Source organism: Anaerobutyricum soehngenii, from assembly GCF_009697165.1.
Classification (GTDB): Bacteria; Bacillota; Clostridia; order Lachnospirales; family Lachnospiraceae; genus Anaerobutyricum; species Anaerobutyricum soehngenii.
In genome coordinates this window covers 1-19790 of sequence record NZ_VULP01000026.1, presented here as the reverse complement: position 1 = coordinate 19790, position 19790 = coordinate 1, and the positions used below count along the sequence as shown (strand labels likewise).

The window sequence follows — 19790 nt, the reverse complement described above, 5'->3', positions numbered from 1 at the left end:
GCAGGAAATGATGCGTCTTAATTCATAAAGGGTATGAAGATAGAAGAAAAAGGAAAGGGATGAAACGATGAGTTATAAAGTAGGTGTAATCCGAGGAGACGGAATTGGTCCGGAAATCGTGGCAGAAGCACTTAAGGTGCTCGATAAAGTAGCAGAGAAATATAATGAGAAATTCGATTATACAGATATTCTTCTTGGTGGTGCATCTATTGATGCAACGGGAAAGCCTCTTACAGAAGAAGCTTTAGAAACAGCAAAAAGCTGTGATGCTGTGCTGATGGGGTCCATCGGTGGCAACACAACAACTTCTCCATGGTATAAGCTTCCAGCGAATTTAAGACCCGAAGCAGGACTCCTTGCGATCCGTAAAGGACTTGGATTATTTGCCAATATGAGACCGGCCTATCTTTATGAGGAATTAAAAGATGCCTGTCCGTTAAGAGAAGATATTATCGGAGATGGATTTGATCTCGTTGTTATGAGAGAACTTACAGGTGGTCTTTACTTTGGAGAAAGAAAGACATTTGAAGAAGATGGTGTGACAAAGGCTGTAGATACACTTACATACAGTGAAGAAGAGATTCGCCGTATTGCTGTCCGCGGTTTTGATATCGCTATGAAGAGAAGAAAGAAAGTAACAAGCGTAGATAAAGCGAACGTATTGGATTCTTCCCGTTTATGGAGAAAAGTTGTTAATGAGGTAGCTCAGGACTATCCGGAAGTAGAGTTAGAGCATATGTTAGTTGATAACTGTGCTATGCAGTTAGTAAGAGATCCAAAGCAGTTTGATGTTATTCTTACAGAGAATATGTTTGGAGATATTTTATCGGATGAGGCGAGCATGGTAACTGGTTCTATCGGAATGTTATCTTCTGCTAGTTTAAAAGAAGGAAGCTTTGGATTATATGAACCAAGTCATGGCTCCGCACCGGATATCGCAGGGCAGAACATTGCTAATCCAATCGCAACCATTCTTTCTGCTTCCATGCTTCTTCGTTATTCCTTCAATATGGATGAGGCAGCAGATGCTGTAGATCATGCGGTAAAACAGGTATTAAAGGATGGATACCGTACCGTTGATATCATGTCTGAGGGAATGACAAAGGTTGGATGTAAAGAAATGGGAACTCTTATCGCAGAACGCATTTAAAAAACTTGGAGGTTAATTATGAATAGTGATCATGTAAAAAAAGGAATGCAGCAGGCACCACATCGTTCCCTGTTTAATGCATTAGGATATACAAAAGAAGAAATGGAAAGACCTTTGGTAGGTATCGTTAGTTCTTATAACGAGATTGTTCCAGGGCATATGAATCTTGACAAGATTACGCAGGCAGTAAAGATGGGCGTTGCTATGGCTGGTGGTACACCGGTCGTATTTCCGGCAATTGCTGTCTGTGATGGTATTGCAATGGGTCATACAGGAATGAAGTATTCCTTAGTAACAAGAGAATTGATTGCAGATTCTACGGAATGTATGGCAAAGGCACATCAGTTTGATGCATTAGTTATGATTCCTAACTGTGATAAAAACGTACCGGGACTGTTAATGGCAGCCGCACGTATTAATGTGCCAACTGTTTTTGTAAGCGGCGGTCCGATGTTAGCCGGACATGTTGATGGAAGAAAGAGAAGTCTTTCCTCTATGTTTGAGGCGGTAGGCGCATATGAAGCCGGAAAAATGACAGCAGAAAAAGTAGAAGAGTATGTTAATAAAGTATGTCCTACCTGCGGTTCCTGCTCCGGTATGTATACTGCGAACTCCATGAACTGTATGACAGAGGTTCTTGGTATGGGACTTCAGGGTAACGGTACGATTCCGGCAGTATATTCTGAGAGAATCCGCCTTGCAAAACATGCCGGTATGAAGGTTATGGAATTATTAAAGAATAATGTACGTCCAAGTGATATCATGACAAAGAAAGCATTCTTAAATTGCTTGACTGTAGATATGGCTCTTGGATGTTCTACCAATACAATGCTTCACCTTCCGGCAATCGCACATGAGGCAGGTGTAGAACTGAACATGGATATTGCTAATGAGATCAGTGCAAAGACACCAAACCTTTGTCATCTTGCACCGGCAGGTCCTACTTATATGGAAGACTTAAATGAAGCCGGTGGTGTATATGCTGTCATGAATGAACTTAGTAAAAAAGGCCTTCTTTACGAAGATCAGATTACAGTAACAGGAAAGACAGTAGGAGAGAATATCAAAGATGTGCGTAACTTAAATCCAGAAGTTATCCGTCCGATTGACAACCCATATATGGCACAGGGTGGAATCGCTGTTCTGAAAGGAAATATCGCACCGGATACCGGTATCGTAAAACAGTCTGCTGTTGTTCCTGAAATGATGGTACATGAAGGACCGGCAAGAGTATTTGACTGCGAGGAAGATGCGATTAAAGCAATTAAAGGTGGAGATATTGTTCCTGGAGATGTTGTTGTCATTCGCTATGAAGGACCAAAGGGCGGTCCTGGAATGAGAGAGATGTTAAATCCTACCTCTGCAATCGCAGGAATGGGACTTGGTGATTCTGTTGCTTTAATTACAGACGGACGTTTCTCCGGTGCATCCAGAGGAGCTTCCATCGGACATGTATCTCCGGAAGCAGCCGTTGGTGGACCAATCGCATTAATTGAAGAAGGAGATATCATTAAGATCGATATTCCGAATAATAGCTTGAATGTAGATGTTACAGATGAGGAATTAGCAAAGAGAAAAGAAAAATGGCAGCCAAGAGAACCAAAGATTACAGATGGTTATCTTCGTCGTTATGCCGCACTTGTTACTTCCGGAAACAGAGGAGCAGTTTTGGATGTTGACCAGTTAAAATAATTGGAAAGGGTAATTTATAATGAAGCAGGTTCTTAATGGTTCAGAAATCGTATTAGAATGTTTAAAGGAGCAGGGGGTGGACACCGTTTTCGGTTATCCGGGTGGTGCTATTTTAAATATTTACGATGAATTATATAAACAAAGTGATAAAATCCATCACGTTCTTACTTCTCATGAGCAGGGAGCTTCTCATGCAGCAGACGGTTATGCCAGAGCAACAGGAAAAGTAGGAGTATGTATGGCTACATCCGGTCCGGGGGCAACAAATCTTGTGACCGGGCTGGCAACTGCTTATATGGATTCTATTCCGGTTGTGGCAATTACAGCGAATGTTGGTGTCAGTCTTCTTGGAAAGGACTCTTTCCAGGAGATTGATATCAAAGGAGTGACAATGCCTGTTACAAAGCATAATTATATTGTAAAGGATGTTGAAAAACTTGCGGATACGATTCGTGAGGCTTTCCAGATTGCACAATCCGGAAGAAAAGGTCCGGTTTTAGTCGATATCACAAAAGATGTTACAGCAGCAAAAACTTACTTTGAATCAATGACTCCACCAGTGATTCATCCAGTTTGTGAGACAATCAAAGAAAAGAGTGTAAAAGAAGCAATCGAGATGATTGAGGCAGCAAAACAGCCATATGTTCTTCTTGGTGGTGGATGTATTTTATCCGATGCCAGCGAGCAGGTTCGGGAGTTTGTTAGAAAGATTGATGCACCGGTTTGTGATACGCTTATGGGAAAGGGTACTTTTCCGGGAGAAGATCCAGCGTATACAGGAATGCTTGGTATGCATGGAACAAAGACATCAAATATTGGAGTATCAAAAGCAGACGTATTGATTGCGATTGGTACACGTTTCAGTGACCGTGTCTATGGTAATGCCAAAACATTTGCCAGTCATGCAAAGATTATCCAGATTGATATTGATCCGGCAGAAGTGAATAAAAATATTTTAATTGATACCGCGATCATCGGTGATGTAAAAGCAGTACTTTCTATTTTAAATAGAAGAATTAATCAGCAGCATCATGAAGAATGGATGAAAGAGATTCAGGATATGAAAGCAAAATATCCGATGACTTATCATCAGGAACGTCTTTCTGGTCCGGGACTTATTGAGAAGATTTATGAGCTTACCAAAGGAGATGCGATCATTACAACAGAAGTTGGACAGCATCAGATGTGGGCGGCACAGTATTATAAATATAAATCTCCTCGTCAGTTCCTTACTTCCGGTGGTCTTGGAACAATGGGATATGGACTCGGCGCTGCAATCGGTGCAAAGTGCGGATGCCCGGATAAAGTAGTAGTAAATATTGCTGGAGATGGCTGCTTCCGAATGAATATGAATGAGATTGCAACAGCAACCCGTTCTGAGATTCCGGTAATAGAAGTAGTCGTTAATAACCATGTACTCGGTATGGTTCGCCAGTGGCAGAATCTTTTTTATGAACAGCGCTATTCTTCTACAACTCTTTATGATAAAGTAGGTTTTGTAAAGGTTGCAGAAGCAATGGGAGCAAAGGCAAAGCGTGTAGAGACGATTGAAGAATTTGAGACTGCTTTTAAAGAAGCAGTTGATTCTAATGAACCGTATTTACTTGACTGTATCATTGACAGTGATGATAAAGTATGGCCAATGGTAGCACCGGGCGGTTCGATCAGCGATGCTTTCAATGAAGAAGATTTAGAAAAGAAAAAGAGTGAATTAAAATAAATTAAAAATCAGAAAGGAAGATATATAATGTTTCAGTATAAATGCTTAAATCCGATTTCAGCATGCGGAACTTCTCTTTTTACAGAAGAATATAAACAGGTAGAAGAATTACAGGAGGCCGATGCCGTATTAGTAAGAAGTGCTGCTATGCATGATATGCAGGACGTGCCGAATCTTTTAGCTGTTGCAAGAGCAGGTGCAGGAGTAAATAATATTCCTATCGCAGATTATTCTGATAAAGGAATTGTTGTATTTAACACACCGGGAGCGAATGCAAACGGAGTAAAAGAAATGGTTATCGCAGGAATGTTATTGGCATCACGTGATTTGATCGGTGGTAACAAATGGGTGGAAGAGAATAAAGAAGACCCAAATATCACAAAGGCAATGGAAAAAGCAAAAAAAGCATTTGCCGGAAGAGAAATTCAGAATAAAAAGATTGGTGTTATCGGTCTTGGAGCAATTGGTGTTCTCGTAGCGAATGCAGCACACAACTTAAATATGGAAGTTTATGGATATGATCCATTTTTATCTGTAAAGTCTGCATGGAATTTATCAAGAGCGGTACATCATGTATCTTCTATCGATGAGATTTTTGAAAACTGTGATTTTATCACAATCCATGTTCCACTGTTAGACAGTACAAAGAACATGATTAGTGCAGAAGGCATTGCAAAGATGAAAAAAGATGCAGTGATCCTAAACTTTGCACGTAATGGTCTTGTAGATGAAGATGCTTTAGTAGCTGCATTAGAGAATGGCAAGCTGGCGCATTATGTAACAGACTTCCCTACACCAAAGGTAGCTGGAGTAGATGGAGTGATTGCCTTCCCTCATCTTGGAGCTTCAACAGAAGAATCTGAAGATAACTGTGCAGAGATGGCAGTAGAACAGCTTATGGATTATCTGGAAAATGGTAATATCACAAACTCTGTAAACTATCCAAATACACAGCTTGGTGTATGCCAGACACAGGGACGTATTTCTATTTTGCATAGAAATATTCCAAACATGCTGACTCGTTTTACAGGGGCATTTGCAAAAGATAACATTAATATTACAGAAATGAGTAATAAGACAAAAGGTGATTATGCATACGCAATTTTTGATGTGGATTCTCAGATTACAGAAGGATCTGTACAGCATATCACAGATATCGAAGGCGTACTCAAAGTAAGAGTTATTAAATAAATAGCAGGTAATTCAAGTCGAGCTGCCGCGAGACTTGGCGCGTGATTCTGGTCAGCGTAAGCTGACATATTCTTTACAGAATCACTGCGCATCCTCGCGGAGCGTTTATCTCAGTCGGAGATTGGACTCCCACTGAGACAAATTTGCTGTCACTCACCACCTGAAAGAGGTGGGAGTCTTCTCGACTGAGATAAACATAGATAATTTATAGAAAGGTGACATAGGAAAATGGATCAGAAATTAAAAGTAGGTATCCTTGGCGGTACAGGAATGGTAGGACAGAGATTTATCTCTCTTTTAGAGAATCACCCATGGTTTGAAGTAGTAGCAATTGCAGCAAGTCCACGTTCTGCAGGTAAAACATACGAAGAAGCAGTAGGCGGAAGATGGAAAATGCACAAAGCAATGCCGGAAGCAGTAAAGAACATTGTAGTAATGAACGTAAACGAAGTAGAAAAAGTGGCTTCTGAAGTAGATTTCGTATTCAGTGCTGTAGATATGAGCAAAGAAGAGATTCGTGCGATCGAAGATGCATATGCAAAGACAGAAACACCAGTTGTTTCTAACAACAGTGCACACAGATGGACACCGGATGTACCGATGGTTGTACCAGAAATCAATCCAGAACATTTTGAAGTAATCGAAGCGCAGAAAAAGCGTCTTGGAACAAAGAGAGGATTTGTAGCAGTAAAACCGAACTGCTCTATTCAGAGCTATGCGCCTGCACTTTTTGCCTTAAAAGAGTTTGGTCCTAAAGAAGTAGTTGCAACAACATATCAGGCAATTTCCGGAGCAGGAAAGACATTTAAAGACTGGCCGGAAATGGTAGAGAATATCATCCCATTTATCGGAGGAGAAGAAGAAAAATCCGAACAGGAACCATTAAGATTATTTGGTAAAGTTGTAGATGGTAAGATTGAAAAGGCAGCCGCTCCATTAATTACAACACAGTGCATTCGTGTACCTGTACTTGATGGACATACTGCTGCTGTATTCGTGAACTTTGAAAAGAAACCAACAAAAGAAGAAATCATCGATCGTTGGGAAAACTTTAAGGGACTTCCACAGGAGCTGGAACTTCCAAGTGCACCAAAACAGTTTATTCGTTACATGGAAGAAGATAATCGCCCACAGGTTAAATTAGACATTGATTTTGAAAATGGAATGGGAATTTCCATGGGACGTTTAAGAGAAGATACAATGTTTGATTATAAATTTGTAGGATTATCTCATAATACAGTACGTGGCGCAGCCGGCGGAGCTGTACTTTGTGCAGAATTATTAACAGCACAGGGATATATCACAGCAAAATAAATTCGGATTTGTAGATTTGATATAGACGAAAATTCAAGTCGAGCCGTCACTCACCACCTGAAAGAGGTGGGAGTCTTCTCGACTGAGATAAAAAAATGATATATCCCATCTGCTTTACAGCCGCTATGTTTAAGATGCTTTCCCGTATTTTAAACACACGCTCCAAAGCGATGTCAGGGGTATATCATTTTTCTTTTTTTAGGAGGTTTTTATGTTGTTAGAAGCAGCTTCATTGAAGTCTTTTGCTCACTCACTTATCTATGAATACCTTGGTAAAACAGGAGTGAAACTGGCAGATTTTTGTGGTGACATTATCGGGGCACTGCTGATTTTATTTATCGGTTTTAAAATCGTATCCTATGTGGTAAAAATGGCACATAAGATTTTTGAGCGTTCGATTATGGATACAACGCTGCAGACCTTCCTGCTTTCTTTTATTAAGATTGGCGGTAAGGTACTTGTTATTTTTATGGCGGTAACAAAGATTGGCGTAGCAGCCTCATCTATTGTGGCATTACTTGGTTCTGCCGGTCTTGCTCTTGGTCTTTCTTTACAGGGTTCACTGTCGAATATTGCCGGTGGTGTTATTTTGTTATTATTAAAACCATTTCAGGTTGGGGATTACATTATTGAGGGAAACTCTGGGAAAGAAGGAACCGTACAGGCAATTGGAATTATGTATACAAAGCTTTTAAGTGTAGACAATAAAGCGATCATGATACCAAATGGAAATTTATCAAATGCTAGTATTACGAATGTAACTTATCAGGAAAAACGACGTGTTGATCTGAATGTCGGTATTGAATATAGTGAAGATATCAAAAAAGTCAGAAAAGTATTAAATGCTTTAATAGAAAAAGAACCGGCAAGAATTACAGATGAGCCGGTTAAAATTTACGTAAATGAATTTCAGGCAAGTTCTATAGATATAGGGATTCGTTACTGGGTAAAAACAGAGGATTATTGGGAATCACGTTGGAGAGTATTGGAAGAAATTAAAGAAGAATTTGACAATAACAATATTGCTATTCCATTTGAACAGCTTGATGTAAATTTGATTCCGCAGGAAAAAGAATAAGAGAAGAATAAGAGGGAGAAAATTTACAATGGAGAAGAACTTAACGACGGGCAGTGTTTTGAAGAGTATTTTATATTTTTCTCTGCCCTATTTATTATCCTATTTTTTACAGACGCTTTACGGTATGGCCGACTTGTTTATTATCGGACAGTTTGAAGATATTTCGAGTATAACGGCAGTATCTATCGGCAGCCAGGTAATGCATATGATTACGGTAATGATCGTTGGTCTTGCTATGGGAGCAACGGTTAATATCGGACAGGCGATTGGGGCAGGCAATAAGAAAAAAGCAGCCAAAGATATCGGGAATACAGTCACCCTTTTTATGATGCTGGCAATTGCAGGAGCAGCAGGTCTTTTATTTTTTATCAAACCCATTGTCGGCATGATGTCAACACCGCAGGAAGCAGTTCCTGAAACAGTTATTTATCTTACCATCTGTTTTCTGGGAATTCCTTTTATTACTGCCTATAATATTATCAGTTCTATTTTTAGAGGAATAGGAGATTCTAAAAGCCCGATGTACTTTATTGCAGCAGCCTGTGCTATAAATATTATTTTAGATTATCTTTTTATTGGCGGACTGCATATGGGGGCAGCGGGAGCAGCATTAGGAACGACTTGCTCACAGACAATCAGTGTACTGATTGCTCTTGTCGTTATTATGAAAAAAAAGACAGGAATTTCTCTTTCCAAAAATGATTTTAAGATAGACAGGAAAACAATAAAACGATTATTAAAAATTGGTATTCCTGTCGCGATGCAGGATGGATTTATCCAAATTGCTTTTATAATTATCACTATTATTGCAAACAGGCGGGGACTCGATACTGCTGCGGCGGTAGGAATTGTAGAAAAAATCATCAGTTTCCTCTTTCTGGTACCATCTTCTATGCTTTCTACTGTATCTGCACTTGGAGCGCAGAATATCGGTGCAGGTAAGAGGGAAAGAGCACAGAGGATACTTTATTATGCAGTGCTGATTACCGTAGGGTTTGGTGTAATGATATCAATTATCATGCAGTTTATTGCAGGACCGGTAGTTGGCTTGTTCACAGAAAATGCAAAAGTAATAGTACTTGGTTCCCAGTATATCAGGGGATATATATTTGACTGTATATTTGCAGGTATCCATTTCAGTTTCAGTGGTTACTTTTGTGCCTGTGGACATTCAGAACTTTCCTTTATCCATAACATTATAGCGATTCTTCTTGTAAGAATACCGGGAGTGTATATTACAGCTAAAGTATTTTCCAGTCTTTTTCCGATGGGATTGGCTACAGTAGGAGGTTCCCTTCTTTCTGTAATAATCTGTGTGATTGCCTATGTATGGATGAAGAAAAAACAAATATGTATTGAATGATTTTGTTGTTTCTGTTCGTTAACCTGTGTTATCATGATATAAGAATAAAAAGATGTCTCATAAGATGGAATACAAGAGATTATGAGAATATATAAATTATACAGGGGGTTCCTATGGAAGAAAATAAAGAATTAGAAAAACCACATAAAAGACGAGTGCGTTATAAAGGAACGCATCCAAGAAAGTTTGAAGAGAAATATAAAGAACTGCAGCCGGAAAAGTATAAAGATACGATTGAGAAAGTAATCCGTAAAGGAAGTACTCCGGCGGGAATGCATATATCTATTTGTGTGCAGGAGATTTTGGATTTTTTACAGATCCAGCCGGGACAAAAAGGATTAGACTGTACACTTGGATACGGAGGACATACAAGAAAGATGTTAGAATGTCTCCAAGGCGAAGGACATATCTATGGATTGGATGTGGATCCGATTGAAATTGTAAAAACAACGGATCGTTTAAGGAAAGCAGGATATGGGGAAGACATTTTAACGATTATACAGCAGAATTTCCGCAACATTGATCTTGTAGCGGAAGAACATGGATTATTTGATTTTGTATTAGCCGATCTTGGGGTATCCTCCATGCAGATTGATAATCCGGAACGAGGCTTTTCTTATAAAGTAGAAGGGCCTTTGGATCTTCGTTTGAATCCGGATAAGGGAATTTCTGCAGCAGAACGGTTAAGAGAATTAACCAGAGATGAAATAGAAGGTATGCTGCGTGAGAATGCAGATGAGCCTTATGCAGAACAGATTGCAAAAGAGATTATGAAGACATTTCGTCAAGGAGAACAAATCGATACGACAGGACAGCTAAAAGAAGTTATTGAAAGAGCGCTTGTATTTCTGCCAGATGATAAAGAAAAAAAGGATACCATCAAGAAGACTTGCCAGAGAACCTTTCAGGCACTTCGCATTGATGTAAACAGCGAATTTGAAGTACTAGAAGAATTCTTAGAAAAGTTACCACATATACTTGCACCGGGCGGACGTGTAGCGATTCTCACGTTCCATTCCGGAGAGGACAGGTTAGTAAAGAAAATCTGGAAAAGACAGCAGAAGGAAGGGTTATGGAGTGAGGTGGCAAAGAATGTCATCCGCCCTTCAAAAGAAGAATGCCATCGAAACGGCAGAGCAAGATCTACAAAAATGAGATGGGCAATAAAATAATAATAAAAACCGGGGAAGTATATGATTTCCCCGGTTTTTGTCTGTATTGAGTTTACATAGAAATAATTCCTAATACATTCGCGATAGAACTGCACAAAATAATAATCAGGCAGATTGGTGCGAAATATTTAAGGAAGACAGTGTATAACTTCTTTCTGCGGAAAGAAGAAGACTGTTCGATTTCTTCTGAGATTTTCTTAAATCCAACAACCCTGAGGATTAAGAAGCAGGTTGCTAAAGCAGCAAGCGGCATCATTACAGAGTTTGTAAGGAAATCAAAGAAATCAAGGAATGCCATTCCGAAGATCTGAATGAAATCAAGGGCACCGTATCCCATAGAAGATGCGGAACCAAGAACAATCATAACAACAGCCATGAATACACAACATTTTTTACGGCTCCAGTGAAATTCATCTGCAAAAGTAGATACACAGGTTTCCATTAAAGATACTGCACTTGTAAGAGCTGCCAGCAGCACGAGTACAAAGAACAGGATACCAGCTGCGGTACCGATTCCCATACTGGCAAATACTTTTGGTAAAGTAATAAACATGAGGGATGGTCCGGCCTGTAAGTTTTCAGGATTTCCACCAGAGAAAGAGAAAACAGCAGGAATGATCATTAATCCGGCAAGTATTGCAATCCCTGTATCAAAGATTTCAATCTGTGTTGTGGATTGTTCAAGATCCATATCTTTATCTGTATAAGAACCGTAGGTGTAAAGGATTCCCATAGCAATGGAAAGAGAATAAAACATCTGACCCATTGCAGCAACAATTGTCATAAAAGAAAAATTCTTCATGTTAGGAATTAAGAAATACTTTACTCCGGCTAATGCGCCCGGACGTGTAACGGAATAAATTGTTACAACGATTGCTAAAAGTACAAGAATCGGCATCATGATTTTAGACATTCGTTCTACTCCATTTCTTACGCCGCCAAGGATGATAATAAAGATCAGGACTGCAAAAACAAGGAACCACAGTTCTGTTTGAAAAGAATCTGTGATGAATCCGGTAAAGTAGCCATCCTGTGCAACTTCTTGCACATTTCCTTTTAGATATTCAGCAAGATATTTGATAACCCATCCGCCGATCGTACTATAATAAGGAACGATCAGGATAGGAATAACCGCATTGAGCCAGCCTCCAAGTTTAAAAGGAAAGCTATTACCAAAAGAAGCAAATGCACCTACCGGACTTTTTTTAGTCATACGCCCAAGAGCTGTTTCGGACATAATAAGAACATATCCAAAAGATACAGTTAAAAGGAGATAAACTAAAAGAAAGATTCCTCCTCCATATTTTGCAGCGAGGTATGGAAAACGCCAGATGTTTCCAAGACCTACAGCAGAACCGGCAACGGCCAGCACATAGCCGATACGGCCGGAAAAACTTCCTCGTCCCTCTTTATGTGACTTTTTTGAATGTTTCATAGTTATTCTCCCTGTTTACTCTTCGTGTTCTTCAATCCATTTTTTATTGATCGCGATGACCTGTTCCATTGCTTTTGGACCTGGGGCACCGATAGTATTTCTCTTGTCAACACAAGTATGAACATCAATTGCCTCATAAATGTCATTTTCAAATACAGGACTGATTGCTTTATATTCTTCAAGACTCATATCATCAAGAGCAATTCCTTTGTCAATACAATACAGTACAAGACGTCCCACGATTCCATGAGCATCGCGGAATGGAACCCCATGATTTACAAGGTAATCTGCTGCATCGGTAGCGTTTGTAAAGCCATGTTTGGCACTCTGCTCCATGATGTCTTTATGGAAAGTAATTGTCTTTAACATACCGTTAAAGAGAGCAAGGCAGCCCTTTACAGTGTCATATGCATCAAAAGTGAGTTCTTTATCCTCCTGCATATCTTTGTTATATGCCAGAGGGATTCCTTTCATAGTAGTTAAAATAGATGTTAAAGCTGCATAAACACGACCAGTTTTTCCGCGGATTAATTCTGCAATATCCGGGTTCTTTTTCTGTGGCATAATACTGCTTCCGGTACTGTAAGCATCATCAATCTCAATGAAACGGTACTCATTAGAATTCCAGAGAATGATTTCTTCACAAAAACGGCTTAAATGCATCATAATTGTAGAAAGTGCACTTAACAGTTCGATAACATAGTCTCTGTCAGATACAGAATCCATGCTGTTTAAAGTAGGGCCATAAAAGTCAAGAAGTTCTGCCGTCATTTCTCTGTCTAATGGATAGGTAGTTCCTGCTAATGCACCGGAACCCAACGGACAGTAATTCATGCGGTCATAAATGTCACTTAAGCGGGAATAATCTCTTTTAAACATTTCCATGTATGCACCGACATGGTGAGAGAGTGTTAACGGCTGTGCCTTCTGTAAATGAGTAAATCCAGGCATAACGGTGTGAATATTTTCTTCCATTAAAGTCTGGCATGTCTTGATCAGTTCAAGAACAAGCTCTCTGATAGAAAGAAGCTCCTGTCTTGTATATAACTTCATATCAAGAGCAACCTGATCGTTTCGGCTTCTTCCTGTATGAAGCTTCTTTCCGACATCGCCAATACGCTCTGTAAGTACAGCCTCTACAAAACTGTGGATATCTTCATATTCTTCCGTAATAATAAGAGAACCATTCTCTACATCACGAAGAATACCTTCGATACCGGTAATGATCTGATCTCTTTCTTCTTCTGTGAGGATACCAACACTAGCAAGCATCTTTACGTGAGCAATACTTCCTTCCATATCCTGTTTATAAAACTTCTTATCAAAATTGATGGACGCATTAAAATTGTAAACCAGTTTATCGGTTTCTTTTGTAAATCGTCCGCCCCATAATTGAGCCATAAAACTTCCTCCTGATTATATAATTTCTAAAAGTGTTCTAAATGAATATTCTACATGAAAATATGATAACTGGCAAGGAAAAAGGAAGAAAAATCTTGTCTCTGATATGAGATTGGAGTATAATCTGTCCTATCTTTGCTATTTGCAGAAGAATTTGAGAGGAAAAGAGGTTGATGGAAGATGAAAGCACAAATGAAAGCGCAAGTGAAGACACATAAATTGCGAAATACATTTTTTCTGTTTCTGACAGCCATGATCTGGGGTGCGGCTTTTGTGGCACAAAGTGTAAGTATGGATTATATCGGGCCATTTACATTTATTTGCCTGCGCTCTGTAATCGGTGGTTTGTTTTTGATCCCGGTTATTATAGTACTTGACGGTATCCGGAAAAAAAGTCAGAATGAAAGTGCAGATGTAGTGAATTCTGAGAATATTCTTCATATAGAGACGGAGGAGAAACAAAGACTAAGTTGGAAAAACAAACAGCTTATAGAAGGCGGCATTGTCTGTGGTATTTTTCTGTTTTTTGCCAACTGTTTTCAGCAGACAGGAATTCAGTATACGACAGTAGGAAAAGCTGGATTTATCACAACATTTTATATCATTATCGTACCGCTTATCGGTTTGTTCTTTAAGAAATATTGCGGAATTCTTACATGGATCGGTGTAGTCATTGCATTAGCAGGATTATATTTTTTATGTATTACACAGAAATTGACGATACAAAGAGGAGATGCACTTATTTTATGCTGTTCGGTCTTGTATGCAGGCCAGATTCTTGCAATCGATCATTATAATCCATTTGTAGATGGTGTAAAAATGTCCTGTATCCAGTTCCTTACCGGTGGGATACTTGGTGCTGTGTTCATGCTTCTATTTGAAAATCCGAGCATAGCAATGATTTTAAGTGCGGCAGGACCGATTCTTTATACAGGTATTATGTCAACCGGAGTAGGTTATACTTTGCAGATTGTAGGACAGAAGGGGTTGAATCCAACAGTAGCAGCACTTATTTTAAGTTTGGAATCTGTATTTTCTGCACTTTCAGGATATGTATTCCTGCATCAGGTTCTTACAACAAGAGAATTGATCGGCTGTGTACTTATGTTTATTGCGATTGTATTAGCGCAGCTTCCGGATATCCGAAGAAAAGTATAAAAATGCATAGTACATGTTCATTTTATTAATTCAAAGTAAGTTTGATGAATATTTATTCAAAGAATATGCAGGAAGCACTTGTGTTTTTATTCGGTTTGTGGTATTTTTTATATTTAGAAGAAAGCTTTGCGTGGCTTTCTTACAATACGCAAATTTTTTTAGAAAAACTTGTAATGAAATGAAACAAAGGAGAGAGAAACATGAAGATGAAAAAATTAGCAGCCGTTGCGCTTGCAGTTGTTATGTCTGTATCTATGTTAGCTGGATGCGGTAGCAGCAACGACAAAAAGTCAGCAGAATCCAGTACTTCTGCTAATGGAACAGCTACAGTAAAGACAGCAAAAGATGGTGTGTTAACAATGGCAACCAATGCGACATTCCCACCATATGAATATTATGAAGGTAATGATATCGTTGGTATTGATGCTGAGATTGCAAAAGCGATCGCAGATAAATTAGGACTGAAGTTAGAGATTCAGGATATGGAATTTAACTCTATCATCACAGCAGTACAGTCCGGTAAAGCAGACTTAGGTCTTGCAGGTATGACTGTAACAGATGAGAGAAAGCAGTCTGTTGATTTCTCTGACAGCTATGCAACAGGTATTCAGTCCGTTATCGTAAAAGACGGTTCTTCTATTAAGTCTATTGATGACTTAAAAGGTAAAAAGATTGGTGTACAGTTAGCAACAACTGGTGACATCTACGCAAAAGATGACTTTGGCGAAGAAAACGTAGAAGAATACAATAAAGGTGCAGACGCAGTGATGGCTCTTACAAGCGGTAAGATTGATGCAGTAATCATTGATAACCAGCCAGCGAAGTCTTTCGTTGAGACAACAGATGGTTTACAGATTCTTGATACAGATTATGTTCAGGAAGATTATGCAGCAGCGATTCAGAAAGGCAATACTGATTTACTTAACGCAGTAAACGGAGCATTAAAAGAGCTGAAAGAAGATGGAACTATCCAGAAGATTCTTGACAAATACATCAAATAATTATACATAGTTATGGAGATTGTAGCTATGATATGAAAAAGCAGGAAGCAGTGTATACCGCTTTCCATACCCGGGGCAGTTGTCCCGGGTACTCTTTTGTTTTATAAAGTAACAGGTAAATACGAATGAATATTTAAGAAAGAGAAGGTTGAGATTTTGAGTGAGTGGTTTTCAGGCATAAAAGCAAAGTTTATATTGGACTTTATTGCAGAGCAGCGTTGGAAGTACATTACAGATGGTCTTAAAGTAACATTGGAAGTAACGTTCCTTGCATTGATTCTTGGATTAGTTCTTGGAGCAGTCATTGCGGTAATCCGTACAACACACGATCAGCTGAAAGAAGATCAGAGCAAAGGCTTTGGAAGTTTTCTGATCAAGCTGGCAGACCTGATCTGTCGAGTGTATCTGACAGTTATTCGTGGTACGCCAACGATGGTACAGTTATTGATCATGTTCTTTATTGTTTTAGCATCTTCTAACAATAAAGTTATGGTAGCGGTTATTACATTTGGTGTGAATTCTGGGGCGTATGTTGCAGAAATTTTCCGTTCAGGTATTATGTCTGTTGATAAAGGACAGATGGAAGCAGGACGTTCCTTAGGACTTGGCTATACAGATACCATGTTACAGATTATCATGCCACAGGCAATCAAAAACTGTCTGCCGGCATTGGTAAATGAAATGATCACATTATTAAAAGAAACATCCATCTGTGGTTATATCGGTCTTAACGAATTAACCAGAGGCGGGGATATTATACGTGGTATAACTTATGATGCAATGCTACCGTTATTAATTGTAGCGGTTATTTATCTTGTAATTGTTATGTTCTTTACATGGCTTATGGGCAAACTGGAAAGGAGACTGAGAGAAAGTGATATCCGTTAAAAATTTATATAAATCTTTTGGAAGTCATCAGGTATTGAATGATATTAATGAACATATTGCTCCTGGTGAAAAAATAGTTATCATTGGACCATCCGGTTCCGGTAAGTCTACATTTTTACGCTGTATGAACCTCTTAGAGCGTCCGACATCCGGACAGATTATCTTTGATGGCATTGATATTACAGATCCAAAAACAGACATTAATAAAGTGCGTCAGCATATGGGAATGGTATTTCAGCATTTCAACCTTTTCCCACATAAGACGATCATGGAAAATATTACACTTGCACCGGTACGTCTGAAGTTAATGAAGCCAGAAGAAGCAAAAGAAGAAGCTCTTAGACTTCTTAAATTAGTTAACTTAGAAGAAAAAGCAGATGCTTATCCGGGACAGTTATCTGGTGGACAAAAGCAGAGAATTGCCATCGTTCGTTCTCTTGCGATGAAGCCGAAAATGATGCTCTTTGATGAACCAACATCCGCCCTTGACCCGGAAATGGTAGGGGAAGTTTTAGAAGTAATGAAAAACCTTGCCGATCAGGGAATGACAATGGCAGTAGTAACCCACGAGATGGGATTTGCAAAAGAAGTTGGAACCCGCGTTATGTTCATGGATGAGGGAAGAATTCTTGAACAGGGAACACCGGAGGATATCTTTGATAATCCGAAAGAAGCAAGAACACAGGAATTTCTTTCCAAAGTACTATAATCCTAATTTGTGGATTTGGTGTAGACGAAAAAAGAAAAAAGAAGATATCCCATCTGCTCTGTAGTCGCTGTATTTAAGATGCTTATCCGCATCTTAAACACGCTCCGAAGGCGCATTTGGGATATCTTCTTTTTTCTTTTTTCGTATAGAAAATTCCACTCTGCCAATACTATTCACATTCAAGTCGAGCAGCCGCGAGACTTGGCGCGTGATTCTGGTCAGCGTAAGCTGACATATTCTTTACAGAATCACTGCGCATCCTCGCGGAGCGTTTATCTCAGTCGGATATTGGACTCCCATTGAGACAAATTTGCTGTCATTCACCACCTGAAAGAGGTGGGAGTCTTCTCGACTGAGATAAAAATTGTGTTTTAGGAGCGGCAGAGAATGAGACATTTTGTGGTAACAAAAATAGTGCAGCCATTATTTCTTATTAGTTTTGGTGGGATGGTATATTTTAATTTTGAGATTCTATACCGGGGTTATTCTCATATATCTATGATTATTTGTGGTGGATTATCTTTCTATACAATTGGCTTATTAAATGAAGGTAAAAAATGGCATCCCTCTTTTCTTTTGCAAATGATACTGGGAAGTCTTATTATTATTTCTTATGAATATTTAACTGGTGTCATTGTGAATATTTATTTGAAACTTCATGTATGGGATTACTCAAAAGTGCCTTTTAATTACCGGGGGCAGATTTGTATTCCATTTCTTATTATATGGTTTTTTGTCACTCCGTTATGTATTTGGATGGATGATGTCATAAGAGAGGTAGTTTTTAAATCCTGATTTGATGAACTAAAGAAACGAAAAGCAGAAATTTAATATAGAATGAATTGTGAAGATGGTCGCGGTGTAGAAAATGCCTGACCGGCATTTTTACTTGCTCCGACATCACATTTTATTCTATATTAAATTTCTGCTTTTCTGTTCTTTGGCGCCAGATGAAATCAAGATTTTGTGTAGAAAAAATAAGGGGGTTTCCCCAGAAGAATTCGTCAATCCTTTAGACTTTAATTTCCCGGAAAGTCATATCCTTCTGGTACATTCCACGTTGTCCAACTGTGGATTTAGCATAGTCAGAAAAAAGAAACCATACCATATCCCAGATGTGGCTTGGGAGCGTATTTAAGATGCGGATGAGTATCTTAAATACAGCGACTACAGAGCAGATTCTTGGAGAAAGAAACTTTACTAATTACCCAAATCTTAAGACTGTTACGATAAAGGGAGTGCTTTCTGAGATTAGCAATTCTGCTTTTGAAGGATGTAAGCAAATTAAAAGTATCACAGCAACAGGTGCAGTAAATGCTACTGGTAAAAAAGTGCTTCAGCTTGGTGAATGTGCATTTAAAGATTGCACTGGTCTTGAAAGTGTAGAATTTACAGGAAATCTTGCAGTAAGTAAGAATGCATTTGAGGGATGTACAAATCTTGGAAGTGTAAAAGTAAAAGAATCAGATATGGCATTACTTGGAAATTATGCTTTTTTGAATTGTACTAAGCTTACCGAAGCAGATATACAGGGTAGCTTATCAATAGGGGAAAGTGCTTTTTATGGATGTACAAGTTTGAAAAAGTTTGATTTTTCAAAAGTTTTCAGTATAGGTAAAGTAGCATTTTATCATTGTAGTAGTTTAGAAAGCATTGTATTGCCTGAGAATGTTACTGTTATTGGTAACAGTGCATTCCAGGGTTGTAACGGAGTGACATCATTAAATATTCCGGGCACAGTAAAATCAATTGGCGAGGAAGCATTTTGTAGCTGCGAGAAACTAAAAGAACTTGTAGTAAATGAGGGTGTTTCCAGCATTGGAAAGCGTGCATTTGCCGAATGTAAAAGTCTTGAAACGGTAACACTTCCTAAAAGTGCAGCGATTGGTGAAAGATTTTTACAGATTATAAACCGATAAAAACAATCAGATATACCGGAACAAGAGAAGACTGGGTAGCTGCCGGATTGAATCAGAACAACTTTTATAACGCAACAGTTTATCCTTTTCTAGCAAGAAGACTCCGACCTCTAAGGTGGGAGATGAATTGCGTCTGCTACCTGCTTGATAGAGCATCCTGATTATAGTATAGTATCTTTAGTCGGATAATAAAAAATTGAGATACAATAAATTGAGATAATAACGCACATTTAGTATTCTTACTATACTATCATCTTGCGCTTGTGTTCAAATATCACAGGTGGGTTTTCGAGGAAAAGGAAGTGGCATGGTGGCAAACAGAGCATATAAATTCAGAATATATCCCAATGATGAACAGAGGATTTTGTTTGCTAAGACTTTTGGCTGTGTGAGAATGGTATACAATCATTGGCTTGATAGAAAGATTCGGCAGTATGAGGAGAACAAGACAAACGTAACATATACCATTTGTGCAAAAGAAATGGCTGCAATGAAGAAAACAGAAGAATACAGATTTTTAAAGGAAGCAGATAGTATCGCATTACAACAATCACTCAGGCATCTTGATACGGCATTTCAGAATTTTTTCAAACAGCCGA

At 38.8% G+C, this 19790-nt stretch carries 17 protein-coding genes; 15 read left to right on the top strand and 2 right to left on the bottom strand.

Annotated features, from left to right (window positions below; all coding sequences use genetic code 11):
• Positions 1-67: 67 nt before the first annotated feature.
• The 8 genes from leuB to rsmH all read left to right on the top strand — a co-directional run bounded on the left by leuB (position 68) and on the right by rsmH (position 10680).
• Entirely contained in the window at positions 68-1150 is a 1083-nt protein-coding gene (gene leuB, locus FYJ25_RS11135; RefSeq protein ID WP_021907261.1) for a 3-isopropylmalate dehydrogenase, read from the top strand.
• An 18-nt stretch (positions 1151-1168) separates the two neighbouring features.
• Positions 1169-2842: a dihydroxy-acid dehydratase gene (gene ilvD, locus FYJ25_RS11130; RefSeq protein ID WP_021907262.1), complete on the top strand. Its 1674-nt coding sequence runs from the start codon at positions 1169-1171 to the stop codon at positions 2840-2842.
• 19 nt (positions 2843-2861) lie between these two features.
• Positions 2862-4562, top strand: coding sequence for a biosynthetic-type acetolactate synthase large subunit (gene ilvB, locus FYJ25_RS11125; protein ID WP_154581325.1), 1701 nt, complete (start codon positions 2862-2864; stop codon positions 4560-4562).
• Between the two features lie 27 nt (positions 4563-4589).
• Positions 4590-5753, top strand: a complete 1164-nt coding sequence (locus FYJ25_RS11120) for a phosphoglycerate dehydrogenase (protein WP_096240479.1) — start codon at positions 4590-4592, stop codon at positions 5751-5753.
• Positions 5754-5981: 228 nt separating this feature from the next.
• Positions 5982-7067, top strand: a complete 1086-nt coding sequence (gene asd, locus FYJ25_RS11115; RefSeq protein WP_021907265.1) for an aspartate-semialdehyde dehydrogenase — start codon at positions 5982-5984, stop codon at positions 7065-7067.
• Between the two features lie 211 nt (positions 7068-7278).
• Positions 7279-8145, top strand: a complete 867-nt coding sequence (locus tag FYJ25_RS11110) for a mechanosensitive ion channel family protein (protein WP_118381013.1) — start codon at positions 7279-7281, stop codon at positions 8143-8145.
• A gap of 28 nt (positions 8146-8173) precedes the next feature.
• Positions 8174-9508 (top strand): MATE family efflux transporter, encoded by a 1335-nt coding sequence (locus tag FYJ25_RS11105; protein WP_154581324.1) that lies wholly within the window; start codon positions 8174-8176, stop codon positions 9506-9508.
• Positions 9509-9621: 113 nt separating this feature from the next.
• Positions 9622-10680 (top strand): 16S rRNA (cytosine(1402)-N(4))-methyltransferase RsmH, encoded by a 1059-nt coding sequence (gene rsmH, locus FYJ25_RS11100; protein ID WP_005351061.1) that lies wholly within the window; start codon positions 9622-9624, stop codon positions 10678-10680.
• A gap of 52 nt (positions 10681-10732) precedes the next feature.
• Here rsmH and FYJ25_RS11095 read toward each other — a convergent pair whose 3' ends face one another.
• Positions 10733-12115, bottom strand: a complete 1383-nt coding sequence (locus FYJ25_RS11095) for a sodium-dependent transporter (protein WP_096240449.1) — start codon at positions 12113-12115, stop codon at positions 10733-10735.
• 15 nt (positions 12116-12130) lie between these two features.
• The gene (argH, locus tag FYJ25_RS11090) at positions 12131-13516 is read right to left on the bottom strand and encodes an argininosuccinate lyase (RefSeq protein WP_021907269.1); all 1386 of its coding nucleotides are present in this window, start codon (positions 13514-13516) and stop codon (positions 12131-12133) included.
• Positions 13517-13696: 180 nt separating this feature from the next.
• Between argH and FYJ25_RS11085 the strand changes: the two genes are divergently transcribed.
• From FYJ25_RS11085 to FYJ25_RS11055, 7 genes are all read left to right on the top strand, one after another.
• Positions 13697-14674, top strand: a complete 978-nt coding sequence (locus FYJ25_RS11085) for a DMT family transporter (protein WP_243145740.1) — start codon at positions 13697-13699, stop codon at positions 14672-14674.
• 200 nt (positions 14675-14874) lie between these two features.
• Positions 14875-15675: an ABC transporter substrate-binding protein gene (locus FYJ25_RS11080; protein ID WP_154581323.1), complete on the top strand. Its 801-nt coding sequence runs from the start codon at positions 14875-14877 to the stop codon at positions 15673-15675.
• Positions 15676-15831: 156 nt separating this feature from the next.
• The gene (locus FYJ25_RS11075; protein ID WP_154581322.1) at positions 15832-16563 is read left to right on the top strand and encodes an amino acid ABC transporter permease; all 732 of its coding nucleotides are present in this window, start codon (positions 15832-15834) and stop codon (positions 16561-16563) included.
• Positions 16550-17272, top strand: a complete 723-nt coding sequence (locus tag FYJ25_RS11070; RefSeq protein WP_147607440.1) for an amino acid ABC transporter ATP-binding protein — start codon at positions 16550-16552, stop codon at positions 17270-17272. The genes FYJ25_RS11075 and FYJ25_RS11070 overlap by 14 nt, the downstream gene beginning before the upstream one ends.
• Positions 17273-17659: 387 nt before the next feature.
• Positions 17660-18067: a putative ABC transporter permease gene (locus tag FYJ25_RS11065; protein ID WP_147607441.1), complete on the top strand. Its 408-nt coding sequence runs from the start codon at positions 17660-17662 to the stop codon at positions 18065-18067.
• A gap of 344 nt (positions 18068-18411) precedes the next feature.
• Positions 18412-19191: a leucine-rich repeat domain-containing protein gene (locus FYJ25_RS11060; RefSeq protein ID WP_167513821.1), complete on the top strand. Its 780-nt coding sequence runs from the start codon at positions 18412-18414 to the stop codon at positions 19189-19191.
• A 307-nt stretch (positions 19192-19498) separates the two neighbouring features.
• A partial coding sequence (locus FYJ25_RS11055; protein ID WP_154581320.1) for a helix-turn-helix domain-containing protein occupies positions 19499-19790 on the top strand: 292 nt, incomplete at its 3' end.

Excerpts from the sequence above, each read along its gene's own strand:
- rsmH (WP_005351061.1), top strand. The coding sequence starts at position 9,622 with ATGGAAGAAAATAAAGAATTAGAAAAACCACATAAAAGACGAGTGCGT.
- FYJ25_RS11110 (WP_118381013.1), top strand. The coding sequence starts at position 7,279 with ATGTTGTTAGAAGCAGCTTCATTGAAGTCTTTTGCTCACTCACTTATC.
- ilvB (WP_154581325.1), top strand. The coding sequence starts at position 2,862 with ATGAAGCAGGTTCTTAATGGTTCAGAAATCGTATTAGAATGTTTAAAG.
- asd (WP_021907265.1), top strand. The coding sequence starts at position 5,982 with ATGGATCAGAAATTAAAAGTAGGTATCCTTGGCGGTACAGGAATGGTA.
- FYJ25_RS11060 (WP_167513821.1), top strand. The coding sequence starts at position 18,412 with ATGCGGATGAGTATCTTAAATACAGCGACTACAGAGCAGATTCTTGGA.
- FYJ25_RS11085 (WP_243145740.1), top strand. The coding sequence starts at position 13,697 with ATGAAAGCACAAATGAAAGCGCAAGTGAAGACACATAAATTGCGAAAT.
- FYJ25_RS11065 (WP_147607441.1), top strand. The coding sequence starts at position 17,660 with ATGAGACATTTTGTGGTAACAAAAATAGTGCAGCCATTATTTCTTATT.
- leuB (WP_021907261.1), top strand. The coding sequence starts at position 68 with ATGAGTTATAAAGTAGGTGTAATCCGAGGAGACGGAATTGGTCCGGAA.
- ilvD (WP_021907262.1), top strand. The coding sequence starts at position 1,169 with ATGAATAGTGATCATGTAAAAAAAGGAATGCAGCAGGCACCACATCGT.
- FYJ25_RS11080 (WP_154581323.1), top strand. The coding sequence starts at position 14,875 with ATGAAGATGAAAAAATTAGCAGCCGTTGCGCTTGCAGTTGTTATGTCT.
- argH (WP_021907269.1), bottom strand. The coding sequence starts at position 13,516 with ATGGCTCAATTATGGGGCGGACGATTTACAAAAGAAACCGATAAACTG.
- FYJ25_RS11120 (WP_096240479.1), top strand. The coding sequence starts at position 4,590 with ATGTTTCAGTATAAATGCTTAAATCCGATTTCAGCATGCGGAACTTCT.
- FYJ25_RS11095 (WP_096240449.1), bottom strand. The coding sequence starts at position 12,115 with ATGAAACATTCAAAAAAGTCACATAAAGAGGGACGAGGAAGTTTTTCC.
- FYJ25_RS11105 (WP_154581324.1), top strand. The coding sequence starts at position 8,174 with ATGGAGAAGAACTTAACGACGGGCAGTGTTTTGAAGAGTATTTTATAT.